Genomic DNA, 14,969 nt, shown 5'->3' with positions numbered 1-14,969 from the left:
ATTAGAGACTATGGCAGAAGTAAATGTTGAAAAACTAGCCGGTGATATAGGTACAACTGTTGATAAATTACTACAGCAGTTTTCACAAGCCGGTATTACTAAACAAGCAGGCGACAATGTAACTGAAGCTGAAAAAGCGACGTTACTTGATCACCTAAGTAAGCAACATGGTGGCACGGGCTCTGAAGGCCCTGCTCGCATGACATTGCAACGTAAAAGCAAAAGCACATTAAGTGTGACGGGCTCTACGGGTAAAGCAAAAGCTGTGCAAGTTGAAGTTCGTAAAACACGCACTTATGTGAAAAAAAGTGCTGTTGAGCAAGAGCAAGAACAGCAACGTCTAGCCGCTGAAGAAAAAGCACGTCTTGAAGAGCAGCAAAAAGCTGAACAAGCCGCTGCTGAATTAAAGGCAAAACAAGAGGCAGAACGTAAAGCAAAAGAAGACGCTGATCGTAAAGCCAAAGAAGAAGCTAAACGCAAAGCAGATGCTGAGCGTAAAGCGAAACAACAGCAGATGACCCCTGAGCAAAGTGCTAAGTCTGAGAAAGATCGCATCGAAGCTGAGCGTCTGCAAAAAGAAGCAGAAGAGGCCGCATTGAAGAAAGCTGAAGAAGAAGCGAAACGTCAAGCAGAAGAGGCAAGAAAGCTAGCTGAAGAGAACTCAGCACGCTGGAAGAAAGAAGAAGAAGAACGTAAGAAACGCGAAGAAACCGCGGATCACCACCTTACGACTTCAACTTACGCACGTGAAGCAGAAGATGTAGCTGATGCTCGCGAAGAGCAAGGCTCGCGCCGTGCGAAGAAAAAGAAAAAAGCGCCAGCAAAAGATAAATTTGCAGCGTCTAAAGGTAAAAAAGGTAAGCTAAAAGCGCCAGCGTCATTACAGCACGGTTTCCAAAAACCAACGGCTGATGTTAAAAATGAAGTGCGTATTAGTGAAACAATTACAGTTGCTGAGCTTGCATCACGCATGGCGGTTAAAGGCGCTGAAGTTGTAAAAACTATGATGAAAATGGGTGACATGGTTACTATTAACCAAGTTATTGACCAAGAAACTGCGCAACTTGTAGCAGAAGAAATGGGCCATAAAGTTATCATCGTAAAAGAAAACGAATTAGAGCAAACAGTACTTAATGACCGCCATGAAGATGGTAAGTCAGAGCCACGTGCGCCAGTAGTAACTGTTATGGGTCACGTTGACCACGGTAAAACATCGACGCTTGATTACATTCGTTCAGCTAAAGTTGCATCAGGCGAAGCCGGTGGTATTACACAGCACATTGGTGCATACCACGTTGAAACTAACGGCAATATGATCACTTTCTTAGATACTCCGGGTCACGCCGCATTTACATCAATGCGTGCTCGTGGTGCAAAAGCGACTGATATCGTAATCCTAGTGGTTGCAGCTGATGATGGCGTAATGCCACAAACTAAAGAAGCGGTACAGCATGCTCGCGCAGCTGGCGTTCCTTTAATTATTGCTGTAAACAAAATGGATAAAGAAGGCGCAGATCCAGATCGTGTTAAAAATGAGCTAGCTCAGCTAGACGTTATCCCAGAAGAGTGGGGCGGCGATACACAGTATGTTCATATCTCGGCTAAAACTGGTTTAGGTATTGATGACCTACTAGAAGCTGTACTAATGCAATCAGAGCTATTAGAACTAAGTGCGCCGACCGAAGGTATGGCAGCAGGTGTTGTTATTGAATCACGTCTTGATAAAGGCCGTGGTCCTGTTGCGTCTATTCTTGTTCAGTCAGGTACGCTTAATCAAGGTGACATTGTATTATGTGGTCTTGAATATGGCCGTGTTCGTGCAATGCGCGATGAAAACGGTAAAGACATTAAGTCTGCCGGTCCTTCTATTCCAGTTGAGATTTTAGGTCTTTCTGGTATTCCAGCTGCAGGTGATGAAGCCACAGTAGTTAAAGATGAGCGTAAAGCACGTGAAGTTGCACTTTACCGTCAAGGTAAGTTCCGCGATGTTAAATTAGCGCGTCAGCAAAAAGCGAAACTTGAAAACATGTTCTCTAACATGGCTGAAGGTGATGTGTCTGAAGTTAACATCGTACTTAAAGCCGATGTTCAAGGTTCAATTGAAGCTATTTCAGACTCACTAACTAAACTTTCTACTGATGAAGTAAAAGTGAAGATTGTTGGTTCAGGTGTAGGTGGTATCACCGAAACAGACGCAACACTTGCTGCGGCATCAAATGCAATCGTAGTTGGCTTTAACGTACGTGCTGATGCATCTGCGCGTAAAGTAATTGATGCTGAAAACTTAGACCTTCGTTACTACAGCGTAATCTACAGCTTAATCGAGGAAGTTAAGCAAGCTATGTCAGGTATGCTTGCTCCTGAGTTTAAACAAGAGATCATTGGTCTTGCTGAAGTACGTGATGTATTTAAATCACCAAAAATTGGCGCAATTGCTGGTTGTATGGTTACTGAAGGTACTATCAAGCGTAGCGCACCAATTCGTGTACTTCGTGATAACGTGGTTATTTACGAAGGTGAGCTTGAGTCACTACGTCGCTTTAAAGATGACGTTGCTGATGTTCGTAACGGCATGGAATGTGGTATCGGCGTTAAGAACTACAATGACGTTCGCGTTGGTGACCAAATCGAAGTATTTGAAACAGTTGAAGTACAACGTAGTCTTTAATTGTTATTAGGTGGTGTTGGACATTCAAGGTTGTACCTCGATAGCCCAACATAACCTATGCTAAGATTTTAAATGGGGGCTCAGCCCCCATTTGTGTATCCATTATTTAGTTAGCTTATTATTATTTTTCAATAAGTTATAATTTTAGGAAAGTGAAATGAGAGAATTTTCTCGCACTGATCGTGTTGCTCAGCAAATTCAAAAAGAAATTGCGGTGATTTTACAACGCGAAATTAAAGATCCGCGCTTGGGCATGGTGACAGTGTCTGCGGTAGAAGTATCGCGCGATTTATCTTATGCCAAAGTTTTCATTACCGTGTTTAACACCGAAGATGAAAATGCAGCCAAGCAAAGTGCCAAAGTACTTAACGAAGCAACCGGTTATATCCGTTCGTTGCTAGGGAAACGTATTCGTGCGCGAATCATGCCTGAGCTTAAATTTGTGGTTGATAATTCATTAATGGAAGGGATGCGCATCTCTAACTTAGTGGACTCTATCATTCGTGAAGATAACGCTAAGCATGTTGATGATGAAACAGATAGCGAAGAAGGCACTAAAGACTAATGGCAAGACGCAGTAAAGGCCGTCCAGTTGATGGTATTTTGTTGTTAAACAAACCAGAAGGTATTTCATCAAACAAAGCACTGCAGCAAGCGAAAGGTATTTATTTTGCTCAAAAAGCGGGGCACACAGGTGCGCTTGATCCGCTTGCGACCGGTATGCTGCCTATTTGTTTTGGTGAAGCCACAAAGTTTACCCAGTTTTTACTCGATACAGATAAAACCTATGTTGTTCGAGCAAAACTGGGTGAACGTACTACCACGTCAGACTCTGATGGCGAAGTGGTCGAAACGCGTGATGTTAATGTTACTGCTGAACTGCTTACACAGGAAATTGCTAAATTTTTAGGTGAGTCAGACCAATATCCATCAATGTATTCAGCGCTTAAATATGAAGGCAAGCCTTTATATAAATATGCGCGTGAAGGCATAGAAGTTCCTCGCAAATGTCGAAAAATTAACGTATTTAGCTTAACGCTTGATGAGTTTGATGAGCAAGCCAACGAAATACAAATGACTGCCCATGTATCTAAAGGCACGTATATTCGTACTATTGTTGATGACTTAGGTGAAAACCTGGGCTGCGGCGCGCATGTGATTATGCTGCATCGTAGTGCTGTAGGGCATTACCCAGCAGATAAAATGGTCACACTTGAGCAGTTAGAAACGTTATTAAATCAAGCGAAAGAACAAGACGTTGCGCCTTCTACTTACCTTGACGAACTATTATTGCCAATGGATACCGCGTTAGTTGATTTACCTGTTGTGGAAATTACTAAAGAGCAGGGAATAGCATTTAGCCATGGTCAAGCTGTGGTGCTAGGTAAAGAGTTACCTGAAGGTGCAATAAAAGTTCTGGCTGACGGAATTTTTATTGGTACTGGTGAACGTAATCCTGATGGCCATCTAAAATCAAAACGTGGCTTGTCTAATCAGCAACCAGAGTAAAGTTTAACTTGTAGTTATGCTGATAATTGGTAGAATACGCCCGCTTAATCGTTTTGGCTGAATTAGTGATCGGCTAAAGCACCTGTTAAATTTAACTTTTGGAGTTATTATGTCACTAAGCAATCAAGAAAAAATCGATATCATTGCTAAATTCGCACGCGCTGAAGGCGACACTGGTTCACCTGAAGTACAAGTAGCATTACTTACTTTTGATATCAACAAGCTTCAAGGTCACTTTGCTGATCACAAGCATGACTTCCACTCACGTCGTGGTCTGCTTCGTAAAGTAAGCACTCGCCGTAAACTGCTTGATTACCTTAAAGGTAAAGATATCTCGCGTTACACTGCGTTAATCAAAGAGCTTGGCCTACGTCGCTAAGAACTTGATTATCAAAAAGGGAGCTTTTTAGCTCCTTTTTTTGTGCTCACATTTTCTCGTCTTCACCAGTACTTCTCAGTAAACCCCTTGAAATATCGAATAAAAGCCATTCTGTTATCATTCACAAAGCGAATGTTTTTGGCATTGCTGTAAGCACTATTTTATCTCGGTGCTAAGCTCGCAATTTCACCTGACTTTGTTATATACTATGGCGCGTAGATAAAAAGGTTTATTTACGGTTATTTACATCATTGCCAATTGTAGTACTTAATTGATTTCCAACTGAATACAATTATGTACTGTAATTGGTACTTTGATGAAAACTTAATTAATACTAAAAATACATTTAAGGAATATTTTAAGTGCAAGCAATTATAAAAGAATTTCAACTAGGTCAACACACAGTGACGCTAGAAACAGGTGCTATCGCTCGTCAAGCAGACGGCGCAGTACTAGCAAGCATTGGCGACACGTCAGTACTAGTAACGGTTGTTGGTAAGCGTGAAGCTCAACCAGGTCAAGATTTCTTCCCACTAACAGTTAACTACCAAGAGCGTATGTACGCTGCTGGTCGTATCCCAGGTGGTTTCCTCAAGCGTGAAGGTCGTCCTAACGATGGCGAAACGCTAATTGCACGTCTTATTGACCGTCCAATTCGTCCACTTTTCCCTAATGGTTTTGTAAACGAAGTACAAGTTATCGCGACAGTTGTTTCTGTAAACCCTGAAATCCAACCTGATATGGTTGCGATGATTGGTACATCAGCAGCACTTGCTATCTCTGGTATCCCGTTCAGCGGTCCAATTGGTGCATCACGTGTTGGTTACATCAACGGTGAATACGTACTTAACCCGACACTAAAAGAGCTTGAAGAAAGCCAACTTGATTTAGTTGTTGCGGGTACTGATAACGCTGTACTTATGGTTGAATCAGAAGCAGACGTTCTTGCTGAAGACGTAATGCTAGGTGCGGTTGTATACGGCCATGAGCAATCACAGTCTATCATCAATGCAATTAACGAATTTAAAGCAGAAGCAGGCAAACCTACTTGGGATTGGACTGCACCTGAGAAAAACGTTGCATTAGAAGAGAAAGTAGCAACACTTGCTGCTGATAAAGTAGGCGAAGCTTACCGTATTACTGATAAAGTAGCGCGTAAAGAAGCATTGACTGCTGCAAAAGATGCGGTTGTTGAAGCACTAACAAGCGAGCTTGCTGAAGGCGAAACGCTTGATAAGCAAGAAGTAGGTAAAGTATTCGGTTCACTTGAGAAGAAAATCGTTCGTGGCCGTATCGCTGCTGGCGAAAAACGTATCGATGGTCGTGAACCAGATATGATCCGTGCACTAGATGTAATGACGGGCGTACTTCCACGTACTCACGGCTCTGCAATCTTCACTCGTGGTGAAACACAAGCATTAGTAACAGCAACACTTGGTACAGAACGTGATTCACAGTTAATCGACGATTTAACTGGCACGCATAAAAACCACTTTATGCTTAACTACAACTTCCCTCCATTCTGTGTAGGTGAAACGGGTTTTGTAGGTTCTCCTAAGCGTCGTGAAATCGGCCACGGTAACCTAGCTAAACGTGGTATCCAAGCTGTAATGCCAACATTGACTGAGTTCCCTTACTCAATTCGTGTTGTATCTGAGATCACTGAATCAAATGGTTCATCTTCAATGGCATCGGTTTGTGGTACGTCTCTAGCGCTTATGAACGCGGGTGTACCAATTAAAGCTTCTGTTGCCGGTATCGCGATGGGCCTAGTTAAAGAAGAAGAAAACTTTGTAGTACTTTCAGATATCTTAGGTGATGAAGATCACTTAGGTGACATGGACTTTAAAGTAGCGGGTACAACTAGCGGTATCACTGCACTACAAATGGATATCAAGATTGAAGGTATCACGCAAGAAATCATGCAAATCGCGCTTAAGCAAGCTAAAGCAGCTCGTTTACACATTCTAGGTGTGATGGACGAAGCGATTTCTGCACCTTCTGAAGAGTTATCTATGTTTGCACCGCGTATTTACACGATGCAAATTCCACAGAAGAAAATTGCTGATGTAATCGGTAAAGGTGGCGCAACTATCCGTCAACTTACTGAAGAAACAGGTACTACGATTGAAATCGGTGATGATGGCACAATTAAGATTGCTGCTACAGATGGTGAAAGTGCTGCAAATGCAATTAGCCGTATTGAGCAATTAACTGCTGAGCTTGAAGTTGGGACTATCTACGAAGGTAAAGTTGTACGTATCGTTGATTTTGGTGCGTTTGTAAACATTCTTCCTGGTAAAGATGGCCTAGTGCATATCTCACAAATCAGCACAGAGCGTGTTAACAACGTTGCTGATCACCTTAGTGAAGGTCAAGAAGTTAAAGTTAAAGTACTAGAAGTAGACCGCCAAGGCCGTGTACGTCTAAGTATTAAAGAAGCAATGGAATCAGCAGCACCTGCAGCTGACGAGTCTAAAGACGCGTAATTGCTAATCTTTCATCCAGATAATTACTGGATAGTATAAAAAGGGGCTGTTTAGCCCCTTTTTTTATGCTTTAATGTTAGCAACCTATTATGTTCAAGACGTTAAGTAACATATAACAAGAATGAACCTTACAAGACAGCTTATGTCTTATCTATTTGCTACTTACCTCGGTATTAAGGATTTTAATGAGACTTAAACATTTAGCCTTGGCATCTTTTGCTATTTTGTCTTTAAGCGCTTGTCAGGCTACTACTAAACCCGCTGCTATTATTAATGTGCCATTTACTGCGCCACTTGCATCAGACTTTAGAAATGAAATTGCCATTGCTCGTTTTTCAGAGCTATTAAATAGAGCAGACTTAAGTACAGAGCAACAAGCAAAGCTCTATTATGACCGTGGTGTGCTGTTTGATAGCTTAGGCATGACCACTTTATCGCGAATTGATTTTAACCGAGCTGTTAAACTGAAACCTGATTTGGCTGAAGTGTATAACTTTTTGGGGATTCAACATACCTTGATGCAGCAATACGAAAAAGCATACGAGTACTTTGATTCAGCCATAGAGTTAAATGAAGAACATGAATATGCGTATTTAAATCGTGGTATTGCTTTGTACTATGGTGATAGAGCCACGCTTGCAAAGGATGACTTTAAAACGTTTTTGGAGCGCTCTCCTAACGATCCTTATCGTGTGCTGTGGCTTTATTTAGCGCAGGCCGCACAAGATAAAACTCAGGCACTCGCTTCGTTAAAAGCTAATGCGGCGGCCCTTGATGAAAACGAATGGGCATATCAGCTTATTGCTTTGTATGTAGGTGATATGAGTGAAAAAGCATTTTTTTCAGGGATAGCCGATGGTGTGAGTTCACAACAAGAATATGCTCAACGTTTATGTGAAGCTTATTTTTACTTAGCTAAACAGCACCAAGCCGCAGGTGAGCTTTCAATTGCAACAGATTACTTTAAGTTGGCGCTAGCAACGAACGTTCATGAATTTATAGAATATAAATATGCACGTTTAGAGCTTGAGTTGATGGCTAGTGAAAGCGCGGGCTAACTTTTTTAAATTAAGTATTTTATTACTGTGCGCTAGCTTAATTAGTGGCTCCAGTAATAAACAAAATAGCATTGGCTTTTGGCAAGTATTGCACGCCAAAGCCAATGTGATTGATAGTTATTGGCAATTCCCTGGTTACTTTGCATCGCATATTTTACAACTCCCCCCGACCTCATTAGCTACCTTAGCACGCAATAAAATAGCCCAGGCACAATACGGATATGGGTTATCATTAATAGCCAATAATCAAACTGAAACCGCCAAGCTCTTTTGGCAAGCAAGCCTCGATGAGATAACAATTAAACAACAAAAACATCTCGCAGCTTCATTGCTTGCTCAACAGCGTTGGCAAGATTTAGCGTTATTAAAAGCTCACAATAAGTTACCTAAAGGGGATGCCTTTTATCATTTACAGTTACAACAGCGTGCTCCTTTCGATGCATTAAACCACTCCTTTATGAATAAATTAGGGTTTTTGGTAGCGAGCGAGCAAATTGAGATACAAAAGCAATGCACATTTAATGTGCTAATGCTGAGCGATCACCGTGATGGTTTATATAGGCTCAACCACTTTGTGAAAAAATACGCACAACACCCAGAGCCTAGTAGTAATGCATTTTGTTTTTCAAAGCCTATATATGTTGGTAATGCAATTGCTTGTAACAGCACTAAAGCAACGCTTGCGCAGTGCGATTGGCAACAGTCATCACTTAAGCAGCAGCTTCCTAAAGGATTCGATTTTGCGATTATGATGCCAAAGCAAGGTACTGCCAATGTACATCAGGGCTTAATGCATATTAACTCGCAGGCTAATTATGCGGTCTTTTTACATGAATTAATGCACTTTAATGGTTTTGAAGATGAATACGCTTTACCAGCAAAAAAACAAGCTTGGCTTTGTCAGCTTGAGGGGTTGGTTGCCCCTAACTTGTTTATTGCTCATAACACTGATGCGCCAAAAGGATGGCACAAAAGCAAAAGCTGTCAGCAAGGAGGTGTTGCTTATAAGCCAAGCGCACAGTGGTCTATTATGCAATATCAACAGGTTGGACTTTCAGATCAATATCGGGTTTTGTGGCAAACTCATATAGAGCAACATGCAGATTTATTCCCGCGCTTTTAATCATTAAATAGAGTGCTTTTAGGTTGTTTAACCAATGATTATACGATCCTATTAAAACGGCTTAAAAGCTGAGCCGGTTTTATCTCAGTTCATTAATTTATAGACTTTTTTGCTTGATTGTTGCCCCGCTAGAAGCGCTTTCTATAGACAAAAACCATGTTTATCAGTATAACTGTACGTATTAATGTTGTTAAAAAACAGATATAAAACGTATACCCAAGTCACTTTGGTATTTAATAATAACAAGTAGCGAATTGATAAACTTTATGATTCAAAAAGGCCCTTCATTATGACTTTGCTCTGGATACCCCTGTTATCCTTATTAGGCAGTGTTATTTCTGCATGCACCGGCAAACTTTCTCGAAATCAGGCAACGAGCCTAACGGCTATTGCGCCTTTAGCCGCGCTTGCAATTACACTTTATCATGCGCCTGCTGTTCTCGCGGGAGAAACCATTCGTTTTAGCGCGCAGTGGATACCTGCTTTAGGGCTGGATATTTCCTTACGCTTAGATGGCTTGAGTTTACTGTTTTTATTTATGATTTTAGGAATAGGGCTGCTGGTTATTTTGTATGCCCGTTATTACCTAAGTCAAAACGATTCACTGCCAAAGCTATTTAGTTACTTAATGTTATTTATGACCGCCATGCTGGGCATTGTTATGTCAAACAATGTGATTCAGTTATGGGTGTTTTGGGAGCTAACCAGTATTAGCTCGTTCTTGTTGATTAGTTACTGGTGGCATAAATCAGAGGCGCGCAAGGGGGCGCGTATGGCACTGGCGGTAACCGGTGCGGGTGGGTTAGCATTACTGGGCGGCTTAATGCTGCTAGGTGATATTGTTGGAAGCTACGACCTAGACACTATTTTAGCTAGCAAAGCGATTATTCAATCACATGATTTATACGAATTAGCGCTGGTGCTAGTATTACTAGGCGCCTTTACCAAGTCTGCACAATTTCCGTTTCATTTTTGGTTACCCCATGCCATGGCAGCACCTACACCGGTTAGTGCCTATTTACACTCTGCCACTATGGTAAAAGCGGGTATCTTTTTACTTGCACGTTTTTATCCAGCACTGGCGGGAACCGACACTTGGTTTTTATTAGTCGGTTTGACGGGTTTAACTACACTTTTATTTGGCGCTTACATCGCGCTATTCAAACATGATTTAAAAGGTTTATTAGCCTATTCAACAATTAGTCATTTAGGCCTAATTACTCTATTACTCGGCCTAGACACACAACTTGCAACTGTAGCCGCTATTTTTCATATTATTAACCATGCTACGTTTAAAGCGTCGTTATTTATGGCCGCGGGTATTATTGACCATGAAACCGGCACGCGTGATATGCGCAAACTCAATGGCATGTGGCGCTACTTACCTTATACAGCTACATTGGCGATGGTGGCCGCAGCTGCAATGGCCGGTGTACCGCTATTAAATGGTTTCTTATCTAAAGAAATGTTTTTTGCTGAAACACTGCATCAGCAAGTACTGGGCTCTATGTCGTGGTTAATTCCTGTGCTGGCAACCGTTGCAGGTGCGCTGTCGGTAGCGTACTCATCTCGCTTTATTCATGACGTGTTCTTTAATGGTGAACCGATAGACTTACCACGCACCCCTCATGAGGCGCCACGTTATATGCGTGTGCCTATAGAAATCTTAGTGGTGCTGTGTATTTTAGTGGGTATTTTTCCGCACTTTGTAGTAGATGGTATTTTATCGGCTGCCTCATTGGCGGTGCTTGGCCAAGCTATGCCTGAGTACAAGCTAACTATTTGGCACGGTTTTAATTTACCTCTACTTATGAGTGGTATGGCGGTAATTGGTGGTTTATTTATTTACGTCAATCGTAAGTACTTATTTCAGTTCCAAGCGTCGTTACCCCCTTTTAATGCTAAAAAAATATTCGAGCGTTTTTTAGCGGTTGTGGTTAATTGGTGTCAAAACAAAATCCAATCAACAGAAAATGGCTCATTACAACGCTATGTATTTATTATGTTAGGCGTTGTATTACTTGCCTCAGGTTGGCCATTATTTGAAATGAAACAGCTAGCTGGCAGTGTGCCTAATACCCCAATTGATATTCAAAATGCTATAGGTACAGGGCTACTGATTATTGGTGCTATTGCTACCGTTATTTGGCATCGAATTCGGATGGTGTCGTTATTAATGCTGTCGATTGTGGGATTAATGGTGTCGGTGGCGTTTACACGTTTTTCAGCGCCTGACTTGGCCTTAACGCAACTTACAGTAGAAGTTGCAACTATCATATTATTAATGTTGGCACTGTTTTTCTTACCGCAAAGTACACCAAGAGAGTCAAGCTCGTTGCGTATTTTACGTGATGTGGTTATTTCCTCTACGGTGGGGGTAATTATTGCTAGTATTTGTTATGCATTACTGACCCGTCCTCTTAATTCAATTTCTGAATTCTTTGTAGCTAATGCTAAAACAGGCGGTGGGGGTACTAACGTTGTTAACGTTATTTTAGTTGATTTTAGGGGCTTTGATACCTTAGGTGAAATCACCGTGTTAGGGATTGCAGCACTGGGTATATTTAAACTGTTATCAAGAATTCCGCTTTATATGCCAGCAAGCGACAGTGAAGGGCGCCCATGGTCTAAAGACCGTCATCCTATTTTATTGGCTTGTATTTCACAAAGCTTATTACCATTGGCGCTATTAGTATCTGCTTATATTTTCTTACGTGGTCATAACTTACCGGGCGGTGGATTTATTGCCGGCCTCGTGACCTCTATTGCCTTTATTTTACAATATATGGCCCATGGTACTGCGTGGATTAATGAACGTTTTGATGTTAACTATCGAAAAATTATTGCATCAGGTATCGCTATCGCCATGTTTACGGGTCTAGGAAGTTGGTTCTTCGATAAACCATTCTTAACTACCTGGTTTGATTACTTTGATATTCCGTTTGTTGGTAAAACAGAGCTTGCCAGCGCCATTGTATTTGACTTGGGCGTGTACTTAACCGTTGTTGGCGCGACGCTAATGATCCTTGCGAGCTTAGGTAATATGACAGCGAACGCAGAGAAAGAAGAGGTAAATATTTAATGGAACTGTTATACGCATCTTGCGTTGGCGTGCTAGTCACCTGTGGTGTGTTCTTATTATTAAGAGCGCGCACATTCCCAGTGGTACTGGGGCTGACAATGATTTCTTACGCGGTTAATTTGTTTTTATTCTCATCAGGGCGCTTAACTATCAATAAAGCGGTGGTACTTGGAACTGGCGCTGATTACGCCGATCCGCTGCCACAAGCCTTAGTATTAACAGCTATTGTAATAGGATTTGCCATGACTGCGTTTGTGGTTATTTTATCGATACGAGGGCGAGCAGATTTAGGGAATGATCATGTTGATGGCACCCTAACCAGAAGTAAACGCAAGGAGAGAAAATGATTCAGCATTTAGCATCTTTGCCTGTTTTAATGCCTATGCTAGCGGCAATCATTCTGCTACTGCCACCGTGTGGCAAAAGTTTATTTGCACGGCGATTAACTTCAAGCCTAATGGCTATTTTAACCTTTGTAATTACAGTATTACTGCTGGTTCAGGTTAAAGATAACGGGGTTATTGTTTATGCAATCGGTAACTGGTCAGCGCCGTTTGGTATTGTACTGGTAGCAGATATGCTCTCAACTTTACTGGTTACTTTAACCGCCTTTTTAGGTCTTGGTGTGGTTTTATATGGGTGTGCCGGCGATGACGAGCAAGGCAGCTTTTTCCATCCCTTGGTTCATTTTTTAATATTAGGGGTAAATGGTGCGTTTTTAACGGGCGATTTATTTAACGTCTTTGTCTTTTTTGAAGTGTTACTAATTGCTTCTTATGCGCTATTAATGCACGGCGGCGGTAAACCAAAAACACGTGCAGCACTGCATTACGTTATTTTAAACTTAGTTGGCTCAAGTGTATTTTTAATCGGCTTAGGTATTTTATATGGGGTATTGGGTACCCTAAACATTGCTGATATGGCTAATAAAGTACCGCAGTTAATCGGTGATGATGTTTATTTAGCTAAAGCGGGCGGGTTACTATTGCTTGTGGTATTTGCCCTTAAAAGTGCACTATTACCACTGCATTTATGGCTCCCAAATGCCTATTCAAGTGCGACACCTGTAGTTGCTGCATTATTCGCGATTATGACCAAAGTAGGTGTTTACGCCACTTTACGCGTATATACAGTGGTATTTGGTGAGCAAGCCGGTGAACTTGAGCATATGGCGCAGTCTTGGTTATGGGCGTTGGCCATTGCTACCATAGTGATTGGGGCAATTGGGGTGTTGGCAGCGCAAGATTTACGTAAGCTTACCGCAAACTTAGTACTGGTTTCTGTGGGTACTTTAGTGGCACTGGTTGCACTTCAAAATATAAACGCCACAGCTGCACTATTGTATTATTTAGTACACTCAACGCTAGTGACTGCAGCACTATTTTTACTCGCTGATTTAATTGCAACTCAGCGAGGTAAGGTCGGCGACAGATTAGTTGGTGGACGCGCAGTTAAGCAACCATTCTTGTTGGGAGCGTGTTTTATTATCGCTGGACTAACCGTCATAGGTATGCCGCCACTTTCAGGTTTTGTAGGTAAAATTTGGATTTTAAAAACCACCTTAAACAGTGAGCAAGCACTAGTATTTTGGCCTGTTTACTTAATTATGAGCTTAGCGTTAATTGTTGCTATATCACGTGCAGGCACGAGTTTGTTTTGGGAGCATAAAGACAAAGGCGGTGAGGCTGGTGATGTTGCTAATGCACATCCGTTGCAAGTTATCGTACTTGTTGGCCTGCTCACAAGCTCAATACTGTTGGTTGTTTTTGGTGATTTGGCAACGCAATATGCACTTGAAACAGCAACACAACTTCACGATATTAGTGGTGGTATCAATGCGGTACTCAAGGGAGGTCTGTAATGCGCTTAGAAGCTCGTTTTCGTTGGTTACCCACACCGTTTCGTAGTCTATTTTTATTTATAGTATGGCTATTATTAAATAACAGTGTGTCTGTAGGGCATATTATATTGGGTGCATTGTTAGCACTGCTTATTCCTTTATTTAGTATGTCATTTAGAGATCCACAACCACTCATATTAAAGCCTGGCTTGGCGTTTAAGCAGTTACTTATTGTGCTTTACGATATTATTGTGGCTAATTTACAAGTGGCCTTATTAATAATGGGCCCTTCAAAAAATTTACGTCCAGGTTTTGTTAAAGTGCCTATCGATTTAATGCATGAAATGCCAATTACTATTTTAGCTAGTTGTGTGTCTTTAACGCCGGGTACAGTAAGTGCTGAGGTTTATCCTCTCATTAAGTCACTTAATGAAGACGATGAACCTGCGCAGCGATATTTATTAATTCACGTGTTGGATTTAGATGATGAGCAAGCACTTATCAAACAAATTAAAGCACGCTACGAAGCTCCCCTAAAGGAGATATTTCAATGTTAGATACAGTATTACTGATTGTTTTTTCAATGGTTGGATTGTCATTACTACTAAATCTATGGCGACTTATTATTGGTCCATCAGTACCAGATCGTATTTTGGCGCTCGATACAATGTACATTAACGTTATTGCATTGATTATTTTATATAGCATCAGTATGGGAACAGGTTTATATTTTGAAGCCGCTTTGCTTATCGCAATGTTAGGTTTTATAAGTACTGTGGCAGTATGTAAGTATTTACTTCGTGGCGATATAATTGAGTAAG

The 14,969-nt window shown here is 41.4% G+C and carries 12 protein-coding genes; all 12 read left to right on the top strand.

What is annotated here, in order from left to right:
- Positions 1-10: 10 nt before the first annotated feature.
- The 12 genes from infB (at position 11) to LOC50_RS08850 (ending at position 14,968) form a co-directional block, all read left to right on the top strand.
- On the top strand, positions 11-2,668 hold the full coding sequence (gene infB / locus LOC50_RS08905; protein ID WP_036983180.1) for a translation initiation factor IF-2: 2,658 nt from the start codon (positions 11-13) through the stop codon (positions 2,666-2,668).
- A 157-nt stretch (positions 2,669-2,825) separates the two neighbouring features.
- Positions 2,826-3,233, top strand: coding sequence for a 30S ribosome-binding factor RbfA (rbfA, locus tag LOC50_RS08900; RefSeq protein WP_008467148.1), 408 nt, complete (start codon positions 2,826-2,828; stop codon positions 3,231-3,233).
- Positions 3,233-4,177 carry a tRNA pseudouridine(55) synthase TruB gene (gene truB / locus LOC50_RS08895; protein ID WP_013464537.1) on the top strand — a complete coding sequence of 315 codons (945 nt, stop codon included), beginning with the start codon at positions 3,233-3,235 and terminating at the stop codon, positions 4,175-4,177. Before rbfA ends, truB begins: the two co-directional genes overlap by 1 nt.
- Positions 4,178-4,286: 109 nt before the next feature.
- Positions 4,287-4,556, top strand: a complete 270-nt coding sequence (gene rpsO, locus LOC50_RS08890; protein ID WP_006793376.1) for a 30S ribosomal protein S15 — start codon at positions 4,287-4,289, stop codon at positions 4,554-4,556.
- A gap of 362 nt (positions 4,557-4,918) precedes the next feature.
- A complete protein-coding gene (gene pnp, locus LOC50_RS08885) occupies positions 4,919-7,045 on the top strand; it encodes a polyribonucleotide nucleotidyltransferase (protein ID WP_036983177.1) in 2,127 nt (708 codons plus the stop codon).
- 185 nt (positions 7,046-7,230) lie between these two features.
- Entirely contained in the window at positions 7,231-8,103 is an 873-nt protein-coding gene (gene nlpI / locus LOC50_RS08880; protein WP_036983175.1) for a lipoprotein NlpI, read from the top strand.
- Entirely contained in the window at positions 8,087-9,226 is a 1,140-nt protein-coding gene (locus tag LOC50_RS08875) for a hypothetical protein (protein WP_250653067.1), read from the top strand. The genes nlpI and LOC50_RS08875 overlap by 17 nt, the downstream gene beginning before the upstream one ends.
- Before the next feature lie 289 nt (positions 9,227-9,515).
- Complete coding sequence (locus LOC50_RS08870; protein ID WP_250653066.1) at positions 9,516-12,308, top strand: monovalent cation/H+ antiporter subunit A; 2,793 nt, start codon at positions 9,516-9,518, stop codon at positions 12,306-12,308.
- On the top strand, positions 12,308-12,655 hold the full coding sequence (locus LOC50_RS08865) for a Na+/H+ antiporter subunit C (protein WP_013464542.1): 348 nt from the start codon (positions 12,308-12,310) through the stop codon (positions 12,653-12,655). Before LOC50_RS08870 ends, LOC50_RS08865 begins: the two co-directional genes overlap by 1 nt.
- Positions 12,652-14,169: a monovalent cation/H+ antiporter subunit D gene (locus LOC50_RS08860; RefSeq protein ID WP_128583300.1), complete on the top strand. Its 1,518-nt coding sequence runs from the start codon at positions 12,652-12,654 to the stop codon at positions 14,167-14,169. Before LOC50_RS08865 ends, LOC50_RS08860 begins: the two co-directional genes overlap by 4 nt.
- Positions 14,169-14,705 (top strand): Na+/H+ antiporter subunit E, encoded by a 537-nt coding sequence (locus tag LOC50_RS08855; RefSeq protein WP_036983168.1) that lies wholly within the window; start codon positions 14,169-14,171, stop codon positions 14,703-14,705. Before LOC50_RS08860 ends, LOC50_RS08855 begins: the two co-directional genes overlap by 1 nt.
- Entirely contained in the window at positions 14,699-14,968 is a 270-nt protein-coding gene (locus tag LOC50_RS08850) for a K+/H+ antiporter subunit F (RefSeq protein ID WP_008114565.1), read from the top strand. Before LOC50_RS08855 ends, LOC50_RS08850 begins: the two co-directional genes overlap by 7 nt.
- The last annotated feature ends 1 nt before the right edge of the window (position 14,969 follow it).

Origin of the sequence: Pseudoalteromonas sp. SCSIO 43095, assembly GCF_023650455.1 — a bacterium.
GTDB classification, from domain to species: Bacteria; Pseudomonadota; Gammaproteobacteria; order Enterobacterales; family Alteromonadaceae; genus Pseudoalteromonas; species Pseudoalteromonas tetraodonis.
Note: the sequence above shows the minus strand (reverse complement) of the source record. Positions and strands in the feature narration are given on the sequence as shown.

Bases quoted from the DNA above. Each gene is read 5' to 3' on its own strand.
- infB (WP_036983180.1), top strand. From the start codon at position 11: ATGGCAGAAGTAAATGTTGAAAAACTAGCCGGTGATATAGGTACAACT.
- rbfA (WP_008467148.1), top strand. From the start codon at position 2,826: ATGAGAGAATTTTCTCGCACTGATCGTGTTGCTCAGCAAATTCAAAAA.
- truB (WP_013464537.1), top strand. From the start codon at position 3,233: ATGGCAAGACGCAGTAAAGGCCGTCCAGTTGATGGTATTTTGTTGTTA.
- rpsO (WP_006793376.1), top strand. From the start codon at position 4,287: ATGTCACTAAGCAATCAAGAAAAAATCGATATCATTGCTAAATTCGCA.
- nlpI (WP_036983175.1), top strand. From the start codon at position 7,231: ATGAGACTTAAACATTTAGCCTTGGCATCTTTTGCTATTTTGTCTTTA.
- LOC50_RS08870 (WP_250653066.1), top strand. From the start codon at position 9,516: ATGACTTTGCTCTGGATACCCCTGTTATCCTTATTAGGCAGTGTTATT.
- LOC50_RS08865 (WP_013464542.1), top strand. From the start codon at position 12,308: ATGGAACTGTTATACGCATCTTGCGTTGGCGTGCTAGTCACCTGTGGT.
- LOC50_RS08860 (WP_128583300.1), top strand. From the start codon at position 12,652: ATGATTCAGCATTTAGCATCTTTGCCTGTTTTAATGCCTATGCTAGCG.
- LOC50_RS08855 (WP_036983168.1), top strand. From the start codon at position 14,169: ATGCGCTTAGAAGCTCGTTTTCGTTGGTTACCCACACCGTTTCGTAGT.
- LOC50_RS08850 (WP_008114565.1), top strand. From the start codon at position 14,699: ATGTTAGATACAGTATTACTGATTGTTTTTTCAATGGTTGGATTGTCA.